The 12,411-nt window shown below is 35.0% G+C and carries 18 protein-coding genes; all 18 read left to right on the top strand.

Translation table 11 applies throughout. The features are described from left to right. Positions 1 to 130: 130 nt before the first annotated feature. Complete coding sequence (locus ACO5GE_RS06825) at positions 131 to 850, top strand: AAA family ATPase (protein ID WP_484830172.1); 720 nt, start codon at positions 131 to 133, stop codon at positions 848 to 850. A gap of 11 nt (positions 851 to 861) precedes the next feature. Beyond that, complete coding sequence (locus ACO5GE_RS06820; protein WP_484830171.1) at positions 862 to 1,347, top strand: GNAT family N-acetyltransferase; 486 nt, start codon at positions 862 to 864, stop codon at positions 1,345 to 1,347. Between the two features lie 187 nt (positions 1,348 to 1,534). After that, positions 1,535 to 1,849, top strand: a complete 315-nt coding sequence (locus tag ACO5GE_RS06815; protein ID WP_484830170.1) for a hypothetical protein — start codon at positions 1,535 to 1,537, stop codon at positions 1,847 to 1,849. Beyond that, complete coding sequence (locus ACO5GE_RS06810; RefSeq protein ID WP_484830169.1) at positions 1,849 to 2,478, top strand: hypothetical protein; 630 nt, start codon at positions 1,849 to 1,851, stop codon at positions 2,476 to 2,478. Before ACO5GE_RS06815 ends, ACO5GE_RS06810 begins: the two co-directional genes overlap by 1 nt. 408 nt (positions 2,479 to 2,886) lie before the next feature. Next, positions 2,887 to 3,432, top strand: a complete 546-nt coding sequence (locus ACO5GE_RS06805; protein WP_484830168.1) for a helix-turn-helix domain-containing protein — start codon at positions 2,887 to 2,889, stop codon at positions 3,430 to 3,432. A gap of 69 nt (positions 3,433 to 3,501) precedes the next feature. Then, positions 3,502 to 3,840: a DUF3784 domain-containing protein gene (locus ACO5GE_RS06800; protein WP_484830167.1), complete on the top strand. Its 339-nt coding sequence runs from the start codon at positions 3,502 to 3,504 to the stop codon at positions 3,838 to 3,840. Between the two features lie 179 nt (positions 3,841 to 4,019). Further along, positions 4,020 to 4,223 carry a hypothetical protein gene (locus ACO5GE_RS06795; RefSeq protein WP_484830166.1) on the top strand — a complete coding sequence of 68 codons (204 nt, stop codon included), beginning with the start codon at positions 4,020 to 4,022 and terminating at the stop codon, positions 4,221 to 4,223. A gap of 210 nt (positions 4,224 to 4,433) precedes the next feature. Further along, positions 4,434 to 4,703, top strand: coding sequence for a hypothetical protein (locus tag ACO5GE_RS06790; protein ID WP_484830165.1), 270 nt, complete (start codon positions 4,434 to 4,436; stop codon positions 4,701 to 4,703). Positions 4,704 to 5,001: 298 nt separating this feature from the next. Continuing rightward, entirely contained in the window at positions 5,002 to 5,451 is a 450-nt protein-coding gene (locus tag ACO5GE_RS06785) for a flavodoxin domain-containing protein (RefSeq protein ID WP_484830164.1), read from the top strand. Positions 5,452 to 5,723: 272 nt separating this feature from the next. After that, a complete protein-coding gene (locus tag ACO5GE_RS06780; RefSeq protein WP_484830163.1) occupies positions 5,724 to 6,305 on the top strand; it encodes a hypothetical protein in 582 nt (193 codons plus the stop codon). Positions 6,306 to 6,337: 32 nt separating this feature from the next. After that, complete coding sequence (locus tag ACO5GE_RS06775) at positions 6,338 to 6,787, top strand: hypothetical protein (RefSeq protein ID WP_484830162.1); 450 nt, start codon at positions 6,338 to 6,340, stop codon at positions 6,785 to 6,787. Between the two features lie 240 nt (positions 6,788 to 7,027). Beyond that, on the top strand, positions 7,028 to 7,237 hold the full coding sequence (locus ACO5GE_RS06770; protein WP_484830161.1) for a hypothetical protein: 210 nt from the start codon (positions 7,028 to 7,030) through the stop codon (positions 7,235 to 7,237). A gap of 362 nt (positions 7,238 to 7,599) precedes the next feature. After that, positions 7,600 to 8,355 (top strand): formate/nitrite transporter family protein, encoded by a 756-nt coding sequence (locus tag ACO5GE_RS06765; protein WP_484830160.1) that lies wholly within the window; start codon positions 7,600 to 7,602, stop codon positions 8,353 to 8,355. 312 nt (positions 8,356 to 8,667) lie between these two features. Then, positions 8,668 to 8,934, top strand: coding sequence for an IreB family regulatory phosphoprotein (locus ACO5GE_RS06760; protein ID WP_484830159.1), 267 nt, complete (start codon positions 8,668 to 8,670; stop codon positions 8,932 to 8,934). Between the two features lie 5 nt (positions 8,935 to 8,939). Then, positions 8,940 to 9,359 (top strand): Holliday junction resolvase RuvX, encoded by a 420-nt coding sequence (ruvX, locus tag ACO5GE_RS06755; RefSeq protein WP_484830158.1) that lies wholly within the window; start codon positions 8,940 to 8,942, stop codon positions 9,357 to 9,359. 53 nt (positions 9,360 to 9,412) lie between these two features. Continuing rightward, positions 9,413 to 9,658 (top strand): DUF1292 domain-containing protein, encoded by a 246-nt coding sequence (locus ACO5GE_RS06750; RefSeq protein ID WP_484830157.1) that lies wholly within the window; start codon positions 9,413 to 9,415, stop codon positions 9,656 to 9,658. A gap of 109 nt (positions 9,659 to 9,767) precedes the next feature. Then, on the top strand, positions 9,768 to 10,211 hold the full coding sequence (locus ACO5GE_RS06745; protein WP_484830156.1) for a Fur family transcriptional regulator: 444 nt from the start codon (positions 9,768 to 9,770) through the stop codon (positions 10,209 to 10,211). 451 nt (positions 10,212 to 10,662) lie between these two features. Next, a complete protein-coding gene (locus tag ACO5GE_RS06740; RefSeq protein ID WP_484830155.1) occupies positions 10,663 to 12,330 on the top strand; it encodes a ribonuclease J in 1,668 nt (555 codons plus the stop codon). Positions 12,331 to 12,411: the final 81 nt, after the last annotated feature.

Here is a 12,411-nt window from a genome sequence, read left to right as displayed (position 1 = left end):
ATTTTTCTACAGATTTTTTTGTAACCGATTCTTCCTTGAAAGAATAATTGTTTCACAGTATACTGATAAAAACTAAGAAAAGTTGGTAAGAATAAGGAGTAGTTTTGCAAGAGAAGTGAGGAGTATTGTCATGGATAATTTTATACAATATGTGTATATGGATTGGGAAGAAATTCCTAAAGACAGTTACCTGCGTGATATTGATGCATTCCAAAATGTAGAAAAACTGTCATTTCAAAAACCGGTGACTTTTTTTGTAGGAGAAAACGGCAGTGGAAAATCAACTCTTTTAGAGGCGATTGCCATTGCTTGGGGGTTCAATGCAGAAGGTGGAACCAAAAATTATGCATTTTCAACATTCGATTCTCACTCGGATTTGAGTAACTATATTCGATTGTCAAGAGGAACTCGAAAAGTGTATGGAGGATATTTTCTTCGTGCTGAGAGTTTTTATAATGTGGCGACACAGGAACAAAAATATGCAGATGATGCACATCCTTCCTATCGATTTCATGAAAAATCTCATGGAGAGGCTTTTTTGTCAGTGGTACAAACTCAATTTCGTCCGAACGGATTATATCTTTTGGATGAACCGGAATCAGCGCTTTCCCCTCAGAGACAGTTGACACTGTTGTTAGAGATCTATCGATGTATTCAGGAAGGGTCGCAGTTTATTATTGTTACACATTCTCCAATTTTGTTGGGAATGACGGATGCGGAAATATTTAGTTTTGATAAAGGGACGATTTCTCTGTGCGACTATGAAGATACAGACAGTTATCAGGTTACCAAACTGTTTATCAACAATCGCAAACAGATGCTACATCAACTTTTTTGTGAAGAAGAATAAAGGAGAAGGATATGGACTTTAGACAGATAAAAAAAGAAGATGCACGAGCTTTTTATAACTGTATGAAAAGAATCGACCAAGAGACGGAGTATATGTTGTATGAACCGGATGAAAGGGTTTGGAATCAGGATTTGTTGGAAGGTAAGATAGAAAGGGAACAAGATTTTTTGGTAGGAGCATTTGAAGAAAAAGACATCGTGGGATTTTTGTCGGCACAGAGAGGTACTGTCAGACGAATTCAACATTCTGCTTATATTGTGGTTGGAATTCAAAAAGCATATTACAATCGTGGCATAGGAAGTCAATTTTTTGTGATGCTGGATGATTGGGCGAGAATAAATCACATTACAAGGTTAGAACTTACCGTGCGTTGCGATAACCAACCCGCCATCCATCTGTACCGAAAAAACGGATTTGTGGTGGAAGGAGTCAAAAAACATACGATGTATGTCAATGGAGAGTATGTAGATGAGTATACTATGGCAAAAATGTATTAGAGTGATTGATAAATGATGTATGTACTTTTCATAGGTGATATTTGAGTTTGTGCAAATTAAAGAAAGGAATAGCCGGAGCTCTCTTTTTATTTGAATTTCGGCAAAAATACGAGAAAGCTGTTTGTATACACAAGGAAAAAAGATACATAACAATACAAACAGAATTGTTGTGAGAAAAGAGGTTATAATGTCAAGGCTACCTATTCTACAAGAGTTGTTCCAATCAAAAGATATTTTTCTTTTTGTGATTGGGATTGGAGTATCTGTGGTATTTTCTTATGTTTGGAAACAACTGAAATGTTGTCTCATAGGGACTTTTGTTTCTTTTGAGATTTATCTTTTTTGTGAAATGACGGCTCCGAAGGTTGTTTCTTATGTAGAGGCATTTGGAATTTTATTTTTGGGATGGTTCTGTTTAGGAAGTACATTCGGGTTTTTGGTATGTGATGTCCTTAGGGTGGTTCAAAAGAAACGGAAAGACGGAAAGAAGGGAGTTTTGTGATGAGAAAAATTTCAATGGTTCTATTATTGATTGTAGTAATTTTCGTACCGAATCAATCTTTTGCGGGAGATATTCCGGAATGGTTATTACAGGATGAGGATACACAAACATTTATCGGCGAAGTGAAAGAAATGACAGAAGAAAGTGTTACGCTGATTCAAAGATACAATATTAAGGGGGAGTTTGAAGAAGGTAGTGAGCAGACTTACCCTGTTCGTTCTTCTTTGATTTTAGAAGATGTCAAAGTAGGAGAAACTGTACTTTGCGGGTATGCTGATGAAAATAATTTGTATCTCTATAAGATAAAGAAATTTGAAAACGGGAGGATAGAGCTTTCTGACGATTATCCTATGACAAAGCGATTAGAGGAATATATTAACCACGGAGACTTCGCAAAAGCTGAACAAAAAAGACTCTCCGGTAACGATATAAAACAAGCAGAATCGAAAGAAGAGACATCTGCTAAAGATTCCAATCAATCTGATATTATAGGAGGAGCAGACGGCCCAACCTCTATCTTCCTTGCAAACTCGGGTATGGTTGATATTTGGAAGTTTGTGGTAGGAATAGGAGTCTTTTTGGTTTCAGCAGGTGTGCTGTTGGTAAAAAGACAGAAAAGAACAAGATAAAGAATTAGAGAATCAATGTTTGTAGATGATTCATCCTGTTAGTATTCGTCAGAATAATGTACAAATCATATGGTTGATTGTACAAATGCTATATTAGTTATTTAGAGAAAATGAATCAGAGTTTTATTGTGTGTTCGGTTAAGTTTGATGCAGAAAAGAGAAACTTCAGATTTATGTAGGAACGAAAGAACAAGGTCAGGTAACAAACGGAATTGTTGGGAAGGATAGCGAAAAAACGCAAAGAATTTCAACATCGCATTATGATATTACAAATGTAACAAAAACACTTTAGAACGAAGAATTTTCAATAGATGTAAAGTTTTGTTGCGGAAATGTAAAGAGGTTGTGCTGGTTTGATGAACTATCATCTGATACACTACATACAAAACAGTAAAGGAGGATTTCAGTATGAAACTTGAAGAAAAAATCCTTGCACTTCGAAAACAATATGGAATGTCACAAGAAGAATTGGCTGGGAAATTAAATGTATCAAGACAAGCAATTTCACGTTGGGAAATGGGAACGGCACAACCGGATGTTTCGAACATATTGCAATTGAGCAAGGTGTTTTGTGTGACAACAGATTATTTGTTGAATGATGAGTGTGAACAGGAGATTCGTAGGACGGACAAGGAAATCAGTAAAGGAAATACCAAAAAAACACAGCAGAAAAAAATAGGGATATTGATTTTGCTATTCGGCTTGCTTGGAAATTTTGTGATTTATATCTTTTCTCGGTTCATAAAGGTGATAATTCCTTTTATTACAGAAGTGGACGGGAGACAGGTTTATGAATGGGGAAGCCTTAGAGGTCGCAGTTATTATTATTTTGTACAGCAATACAACTTAGAGTTTTTGAGCATTTTGTTTTATCTGTGTATTGTGGTGGGAATCGGTATTTTCTTTATGGATAACATAAAAAATAAAAATCCGAAAAGTTTTTTTAGAAAGTAATTGGACAATATCAGGATGATAGTTCATCGTAGAGAGCAAGATTGAAATTGGTAGAAGGAGGAATGAATTTTGATAGGAGAGGTTGTTCTTGTCATCATGTCAATGATATTTGGAATTATAGGCATTTTTTTATTCCATGGAAAAGGAGCATGGATGATTTCAGGTTATAATACTGCGTCTAAGGAAGAGCGACAAAAGTATGATGAGAAAAAGCTATGTAGAGCGACAAGTGTAATTTGTTTTGTGAATTCCGTCATGCTTTGTATTCTAGCTTACTTGTGTTATCAAGTGGACATTGGATTGATGAAGGAAGAGGAACTGATTCCGTTTGTGGTAATATTCATTGTTGTAGTGATTGTGTCGGTGATTGCAACAAATATATATGTTGAGAAAAAGGCAAAACATTAATTTTGCTGTGATGCCGAGATTGCAAGACTTCCGATTCATCACATCCTTTTTATTCTTTTGGTTATTTTGAGCTTAAAATCATACGAAATTCAGAACATATTATTATTTGAGGTGCCGCTCAAGGGTAATGAATATTTTTTGAAAAGCTGAATTGTCTTTGAAACTACCACAATAGAGAAATGTTATTTCAGATTTTTGATTTTGATAACAATCCGTTTTCATACGACTTGTATGAGATGATGTCGGATGATGATATAAGACAGATGGCAGAGGATTGTGGAAGTATTCGCAAGGAATTGTGTGAAGAAGTTGAGGTTGATGAAGAATATGCCGTTTATAGCAGATATTGTCGACAATCAATTAGTGGTATTGAACCGGGATAACTATGTAATAAAATAGTTATAATGGAAGGGATATATTCTTCGGGAAATATCAGATTTGAAATTTTGCTTTGCATTTGGAAAGGTGAAAAGTTTCGGGAAGACATCGAGTTAAGAGATGTTATGGATTACTTGTTGAATTCCAAGTGGAATGTAAACTTTTTATAAAAAGATATGTTAAGAAAGATAACGTCTTATGGAGGGATGGTTAAAATGTGCGATTATTGTAAAGATATTCCGTTGGTTGATAAGATTCAAAGTCCGAAACACTATGAGCAGGTTGTGGAGTCCATTCTTGAGTTGGTAGACAAAAAGGGATTTTTGCTTGTGGAAGGAACTTGTCCGCTCGGCTGTCATCAAGTGAATCAGATGTGGGTGGATGATATCATCTATCATATTGTGAAGTGTCCTCGGTGCAATCAAGAGTTTACTTGTGTTGTCAATACTTACCGAGGTGGTGGACATTTCAAAAAAGGGCGTTAGGATAGAATATGATTCAATGTTTTCTATTCACTACCATTTTGAAATCATTCTATGTCAGCTGTTGTACCGAAAGTTTGGTACGATGTGTTACTGAACCTTTTTAGAAAAACTGTTCGGTTGAACGATAATTGGATATTGAAATGATGTATGAAATCTATCATATTGCAAAAAAGAGGACCAAAAAAGTAGCAGAGTCCTCTTTTTTTAATGTATAATGTTGTTATAGAACCTGATGATGATGGGAATAAGATTTTATGATATTGTGTAAGAAACGTAAGGAGAAAGGTGGGAGATTTCGATGGAAAACATTGCCATCATTTATGCCTCAATTCACCATGGAAACACTAAGAAAGTTGTCAATTATCTAGGAGCGAAAATTTCTGCTACGATTGTAGATGTTACGAAAGAAAAAGAGTTTGATTTGAGTGAATATAATACTGTGATTTTTGCATCGGGGATTTATTTTAATCAATTTCACAAATCAATCTTAGAATATATTGATATAGTAGATATAAAAGAAAAAAATATAGTGTTGCTTTATACTTGTGGAGTAAGGTATTTGGACTATGCCAAGAAACTGAAAAAAACATTGGAACAAAAAGGTGCACGTGTCTTGGGAGATTGTTATTGTAGAGGGTTTGATACCTATGGATTTTTGGCAAAAATAGGCGGCATTGCAAAAAATCATCCCAATAAAAAAGATTTGGAAAAAATCTATGATTCTATTCAGTTGATGCTGTCAGTTTAAATAGTTGTATCAGTTTGAATAGGAATGTTAATGTAACAGTAGGGGAGTTATTCCATAGGATAACTATGAAAACAGTTTGTTTTTGACTGACTATTGAACCTTTTTGAGATTCGATTTCCTATTTTTGAAGCCTTCCTAAAGAAATCGGATAGATACAGGAGTTTTGATAATTTTTACAAATGGATATTTGAAAACAAGTGCTTTTGATTGGAAAGTGGAAGAATCAGTCACATAAAATTTTTTGAGAATGGATGAGAAAAGAGGTTACTAAGATGAGAAAAGAGGTTACTAAGATGAGAAAGGGTGTTTTGCTTTGTGCTTGTTTATTACTAATTACTTTGCTTGTGGGATGTGAAAGCTACAGTAAAAAAGTTCAACATGAAACGATTCGTCCTCTTGTTTTGACGGAAGAAACGGAACGGCTGGTAAATTCGTTTGATTCAAAGAGCAATTACTATGAATTTTCAACGGATTTGAAACATTGTACCATCAGAATATGGACAATCGAAAACGGAGAGTGGAGATCATCCGATGTGTTGACATCTGAATTGAAGTTGGAAGATCAGTATCATGTGGCAGGAGTTCGAATCGGAAAAAAGATGTCGGAGTTTGTGTTAATGACCGTAGGAGAGAGTCTGACGACTTTGGGAGACGGATTTGATTTTGGAGATGATTCCGGCATGACATTGTATATGGAGCACGAGCAACCGATAGAAGAAGGCAAGGAAGTTCCTCTTTTGGGCATGTTTGCAATAAAAGAAGGCGATAACTCTTTTCCTGCGGATGCATTACATCAATTTTTAGATGTCAAGTGTGATAGAGCATTTGTGATTACAGCAACATTTGAAAAGTAAAAAGAGTGGTTGTCTTAGTAAGGAGTGTGAAGATGGAACGAAAACAAAAGAGGTTATTATCTATTTCAAAAGAAAAGTTAGTGTTGATAGCCGGTTTGGTTTGGTTTGCTGCCGGTTACAATGTGATGAGATTAGGGTTAATGAGTTATCTGCAGATGAATGAGATAACCATTTTGCATATTTTGTTGTCTATAGTGGTTTTTATGCCATTTGTATGGATGTTTTTTCGTATGAGCAGGAAAAACAAAGAGCGAATTTTGTTGTTTGAAGAAAGACATCGTCCTTTTTGGCATTTTTTTGCTCGAAAGTCTTATATTATTATGGCTTGTATGATGAGTTTTGGAATTGCACTTCGAAAGTCAAGTATGGTATCCGACACATTTATTGCAGTGTTTTACAGTGGTCTGGGAGTAGCGCTGACATTGTCCGGAACCTATTTGATTGCTTGCTATATGGGGCTTAAAAAAGCATCCAATCAGTAGTTCTTCTGATGTTTTGAATGTTTATTTTCACAATGAAGGTGGATGGGTAGTGTGAAGTCCTCTTTGAATCCGTCAAACTTTAACGAAGACATAATTCATTTCTATGGATCCGTATCTGAAAAATTGTTCCTTTTTATTTTTGAAAAAGAATGATTTTGTACTCGATAGGACAAAGTAATATGTTTGGTTTGAAACAACCAATTGGGAGTGTTATGTAACACTGAAAGGAAGGGAAAATGCTTGAAAACAAGACGATGGGACTATATATTTATGGGAATGTTTTGCATCATGTTGATATCGGGTATTCTATTTACAAATCATGCAGTTCATCATTCTCATTCAGGACGGTATTATGACAGTAATGTTCTGTTTGTTGTGTACACTGTGTATTTTGTATTGATGATTACGACGTTTATTCTATCGTTCTTGTTGAAACCAAATAAGAAGTAGAGTGAAGTTTGAATTGAAATAAAATCTGAAATATGATAAGAGATTGGAATAGTTCGTTTGTATCTAATAACGAACTATTTTTTTTATTTATAAATAATAATTCGAAATAATATGGATTTTAGAAAGAAAATCGTGTAAAATAGATGGTATCTATCGGAGTATAGTATTGAAAGAGAACGACATGATACGAAACCCAATAGAAATGCCTTGGTTTGTCATCTGAAAAATGGAATGTGAACGATATATTGATTGAACTAAGTATAGTGTAGCGAAACAATAAATCACAATTTGAAACAATGACAATAGGCAACTGGAATTAAGAATAAAGTTTGAAAAGATAATGTTGATAAGGGGTGTGTGCTATGATTTTTAGAGAAGTTGAAACGATTTCGAACATTGCCGTAACAAAGAAAACTGTACTTTCTGATTACAAGTTAAAGTATTTTATCAGAAGTGTATTTGCCGGATTTTTTGTGTCAGGAGCATTGGGATTGAATTTGATTTGTAACAATCTGTTTGCAAAATCGAATCCTCCTGTTGGAAAGATGCTGGGAGGTGTTTATTTTTCATTGGCTGTCTTGTTGATTGTTATGGTTGGAGGAGAACTGTTTACGGGAAATACTTTTGTGATGTCATTTGCTTCTGTTGACAAGAAAGTATCGTGGTTAGATACCTTGAAAGTGTGTATGGCAAGTTATTGTGGAAATTTTATAGGAGCAGTATTGTTTGCTGTTTTATTTTATCTTGCGGGAGCATCGGGGACAGAAGAGTATATTAAATTATGTATGCCGAACAAAGTCTACATTCCTTATATGCAGTTGTTCGTTCGTGCAATCTTGTGTAATTTTTTGGTATGTATTGCAATTTTGTGTGGAATCAAGATGAAAGAGGAGGTTGCAAAAATTGTGATGATAATTCTGACGATCAGCGCATTTATTATATCCGGATACGAACACAGTGTTGCGAATATGGGGTACTATTCATTCAGTATTCTCTATACACCTGAAGTTCCAATTACAAGATTAGTGATGAATCTTCTGATTGCAACGCTAGGCAATGCTATAGGCGGAGGATTGATGTTGGCACTTCCCCTTCGAAAGATGAGTTTGGACAGTTAGGAGTAGTTAGATTGGAATATATCGTTATAGTTGCAACATTGGAACGTGCAGGATAGGTTATTGAAACAAGAAATAATTGAATGAAATGTTGTAGTTTTTGTGGAGAAATGATTGAGTTCTGTTGCCAATATATCAGTATAATTACAAAAAGGTGAATTTTGTAGTTTTCATAGAAATAAACAAAAAAGGCTGATATAATGATAAAATGCAGAGGTTATATCTGCGTGAAGGAATATTGCTCCTTTTATGGGGAATCAGATTTTTTTATGACAGAGGATTTTTACAGGATAATAAAGAGAGAAGGTGGATTGTATGTCAGAAAAGAAAGTAAATTTGGATTATACGATGAAGTTCGAATATACACGTGATAATACGATGACGATTAAAGAAGTGTTGAATTCTGTTTGGAAATCGTTGGAAGAAAAAGGATATAATCCAAAAAATCAATTAGTAGGATATTTGCTGTCGGGAGATCCAAGTTATATCACCAGTTATAATAATGCCAGAACAATGATTCGCGCTTTTGAAAGAGATGAAATTTTGGAAGTTGTTTTGGAACAGTATATGAGTCAGAAGTAGATATGATGGAAAAGAGAATTTTGGCATTGGATGTGGGCGATCGTCGTATTGGAATGGCGATGTCTGATTTGTTGGGTTGGACGGCACAGCCCTTATACACCGTCCATCGGACGAAGGATGAGGAAGATTTAGAAAAGATTGTCGAAGTCATCAAACAATATGATATTGGGACAATTGTTTGTGGATTGCCTAAGAATATGGATGGAACAATCGGTTTTCAGGGAGAAAAGACGATGCAGTTTGTAGAACAGTTGCAACAACTAATTTCTGCAGATATTAAAGTAGTATTTCAAGACGAGAGATTGTCTACAAAATCGGCAAAACAAGTGATGCATACATCCGGTGTGAAAAAAAAGAACAAGAAGAATGTGATAGATACAATTGCTGCAGTATTTATTTTAGAAACATATTTAATGAAGAAGTAGCATGTGTTTGTTATCAATTAACCATGTTATTAGATGAAAAAAGAGGAGATATTATGTTAGAAGAAACAAAGATTGTATTAACAGATGAGAATGGAAATGACGTTGAATTCGAATTGGTATCCACATTGGAAGTGGATGAAAAAGTGTATGCGATCTTGCAACCGACAGGCGAAGAAGAGGCATATATATTCAACTTAAAATATGATGAAAATGGGGAAATGGAACTGTTTGAGATAGAAGATGACGAAGAGTTTGAAATCGTAGCAGAACAGTATGAACTGTTAGAAACAGAAGACTGATTCGTATAATCTTTTTAAAATATATAAAATTCAATTGACAATACTGTATTCTTATCATATAATTTATTTGAGAATGACTGCTAAATGACATTTTTTTGAGAAAAGGGTGATGGTAATGAATACAGATTATATGGAAGATTTGAAAGACAAGCTAAAAGAAGCAGGTTTGAAGTTAACGCCTCAAAGACGTTCAATTGTGCAAGTTTTGATTGATTCTAAAGGCCAACATTTGAGTTGTGAAGAGATTTATGACAAGGTAAAGGAAAGTTGTCCCGAAATCGGATTAGCAACTGTGTATCGAACATTACAAATGTTGGACAAAATAGGCTTTACAAACAAGTTAAGTTTGGATGACGGATGTTTAAGATATGAGTTTAACATGGCTCACGAAGGACATAACCATCACCATTTAATTTGTAAGCATTGTGGAAGCATTACGGAAGTAGAGTTAGACTTATTAGATCCTTTGGAAAATATTATTGAGACAAGCTACAATTTCAAAATTGATGACCATGATGTAAAATTCTATGGAATATGCAGCAAATGTTTATAGCAAAAAATCCTTCATACTCTTCGTATGGAGGTTTTTTTCTTATGAATATGATAGAAACATGGTATCATAGGGTAGTAATAAGTTTAAGAAAAGTGTTCGGGCTAAAATTGCATAGTAGTTTTTTTTGAAAATATTAAAGTAGATTTCACAGTTGAAGTGTAAGTAGTACTTTGGGCGAAAGGATACGAAAAACCAGGGAATTGTTGTGTCTGTTTTGTTGATTTTTGATTTTTGCAAAGAGAATGTTGTAATGATACAGATGACGTATCTTTGTAACAGGATATTCATATCTTTTGGTATACAGGATGAATGTCTTTGTTTCGAAAATAATAAAGGAGTTACAATATGGGACGGAAACTCTTTCTTCTGTGAAAATGATGATATTGTTCAGTAAGAAAATGAAATGTATTTAGAGAGATAGAAGCACAAACAATGAAAAAGGAGATTGTATATGGCAAAGAAACAAAACAAAATTAAAATTATTCCTCTAGGAGGGTTGCAGGAAATTGGAAAAAATATGACTGCAATAGAATATAAGGATGAAATTATTGTGATTGACTGTGGTCTGAGTTTTCCGGAAGATGAAATGCTTGGAATTGATGTTGTGATTCCGGATATCAGCTATTTAGTAAAAAATCATGATAAATTGAAGGGAATCTTTTTGACACATGGTCATGAGGATCACATCGGTGCAATTCCTTATGTATTGAAAAAGTTAGATGTCCCTATTTATGGTACAAAATTTACCCTTGCTTTGGTAGAGCACAAATTGAAAGAAAATCGAATTTCGAATGCGATGTTGATTGAAGTTCCTGCCGGTACAAGTGTGAAAGCAGGATTGTTCAAGATAGACTATATTCGTGTAACACACAGTATTCCGGATTCGTGCGCTTTGGCGGTGCATACCCCTCTTGGTGTCATTTATCATTCGGGAGACTTTAAGATAGATCATACGCCGATTGACAATGAAGTGACTGATTTCCACAAAATGGCGGAGATTGGTGCAAAAGGATGTCTGTTGATGTTGGCAGAAAGTACTAATGTGGAAAGAGAAGGATATACAAAGTCTGAAAAGGTTGTCGGTAAGACGATGGATGAAATCTTCTTGGGGGCACAAGGAAATCGCGTTATTATTGCAACGTTTGCTTCCAATATTCATCGTGTTCAGCAAATTGTCGATATGTCAATCAAATATGGTCGTAAGGTAGCAGTATCCGGGCGATCTATGGTAAACGGTATCAATATTGCACTGTCTTTAGGATATCTTCATATTCCAAAAAAAGCATTGGTAGATATCAATGACATTCACAAGTATCCGAAAGATTCGCTTACCATTATCACAACAGGTTCTCAAGGGGAACCGATGGCAGCTCTGTCTCGTATTGCTGCAGCAGAACACAAAAAAATTCAGGTGAGTGAAGGAGATACCGTGGTATTGTCAGCACATCCGATTCCGGGAAATGAAAAATCCGTTGCAAAGGTAGTGAATCAGTTATTTGAACGTGGTGCGAAGATTGTGTATGACGGAGATTCTGATATCCATGTTTCCGGTCATGCGAAAAGAGAAGAGTTGAAATTGATTCATCGCATTATCAAACCGAAATTCTTTATGCCGGTGCATGGAGAATATCGTCATCTATATATTCATGGTGAGCTCGCACAAGAACTTGGAATGCCGGCTGAAAATGTTGTGTTAATGAAGAATGGAGCAGTGTTGGAAGTATCTCGTAACGAGTGTCAAATCAACGGACAAGTTCCATCCGGCAATGTATTGGTTGACGGGTTGGGTGTTGGAGATGTTGGAAATATCGTACTTCGTGATAGAAAACATCTTTCAGAAGACGGTTTGATGGTTGTTGTTGTAAACTTATCTAAGCAAGACGGTTCTATGGTTTCCGAACCTGATATTATTTCAAGAGGGTTTGTGTATGTTCGTGAAGCAGAAAGTTTGATGGATGAAGCAAAAGACATCATCAAACAGACATTGATTAGAAATCAACAGAAAAATAACAGAGAATGGGCATATATCAAAACTTCTATCAAAGAGGATTTGAAATCTTATCTGTTCCAAAAAACAAAGAGAAGTCCTATGATTCTTCCAATTATTATGGAAGTGTAGTTGACGTTTGAAAAAGAAGGAAAGTTTGTTATTCTTCACTGTTTTCTTATGGAGAAGGAAATAGTGAAGAATACTATTTTG

Source organism: Filifactor sp., assembly GCF_057248345.1.
This window is presented reverse-complemented; position numbering and strand designations above follow the sequence as displayed.

Excerpts from the sequence above, each read along its gene's own strand:
- ACO5GE_RS06775 (WP_484830162.1), top strand. The coding sequence starts at position 6,338 with ATGGAACGAAAACAAAAGAGGTTATTATCTATTTCAAAAGAAAAGTTA.
- ACO5GE_RS06790 (WP_484830165.1), top strand. The coding sequence starts at position 4,434 with ATGTGCGATTATTGTAAAGATATTCCGTTGGTTGATAAGATTCAAAGT.
- ACO5GE_RS06760 (WP_484830159.1), top strand. The coding sequence starts at position 8,668 with ATGTCAGAAAAGAAAGTAAATTTGGATTATACGATGAAGTTCGAATAT.
- ACO5GE_RS06825 (WP_484830172.1), top strand. The coding sequence starts at position 131 with ATGGATAATTTTATACAATATGTGTATATGGATTGGGAAGAAATTCCT.
- ACO5GE_RS06745 (WP_484830156.1), top strand. The coding sequence starts at position 9,768 with ATGGTAATGAATACAGATTATATGGAAGATTTGAAAGACAAGCTAAAA.
- ACO5GE_RS06805 (WP_484830168.1), top strand. The coding sequence starts at position 2,887 with ATGAAACTTGAAGAAAAAATCCTTGCACTTCGAAAACAATATGGAATG.
- ACO5GE_RS06795 (WP_484830166.1), top strand. The coding sequence starts at position 4,020 with ATGTTATTTCAGATTTTTGATTTTGATAACAATCCGTTTTCATACGAC.
- ACO5GE_RS06785 (WP_484830164.1), top strand. The coding sequence starts at position 5,002 with ATGGAAAACATTGCCATCATTTATGCCTCAATTCACCATGGAAACACT.
- ACO5GE_RS06780 (WP_484830163.1), top strand. The coding sequence starts at position 5,724 with ATGAGAAAAGAGGTTACTAAGATGAGAAAGGGTGTTTTGCTTTGTGCT.
- ACO5GE_RS06750 (WP_484830157.1), top strand. The coding sequence starts at position 9,413 with ATGTTAGAAGAAACAAAGATTGTATTAACAGATGAGAATGGAAATGAC.
- ACO5GE_RS06820 (WP_484830171.1), top strand. The coding sequence starts at position 862 with ATGGACTTTAGACAGATAAAAAAAGAAGATGCACGAGCTTTTTATAAC.
- ruvX (WP_484830158.1), top strand. The coding sequence starts at position 8,940 with ATGGAAAAGAGAATTTTGGCATTGGATGTGGGCGATCGTCGTATTGGA.
- ACO5GE_RS06815 (WP_484830170.1), top strand. The coding sequence starts at position 1,535 with ATGTCAAGGCTACCTATTCTACAAGAGTTGTTCCAATCAAAAGATATT.
- ACO5GE_RS06810 (WP_484830169.1), top strand. The coding sequence starts at position 1,849 with ATGAGAAAAATTTCAATGGTTCTATTATTGATTGTAGTAATTTTCGTA.
- ACO5GE_RS06765 (WP_484830160.1), top strand. The coding sequence starts at position 7,600 with ATGATTTTTAGAGAAGTTGAAACGATTTCGAACATTGCCGTAACAAAG.
- ACO5GE_RS06740 (WP_484830155.1), top strand. The coding sequence starts at position 10,663 with ATGGCAAAGAAACAAAACAAAATTAAAATTATTCCTCTAGGAGGGTTG.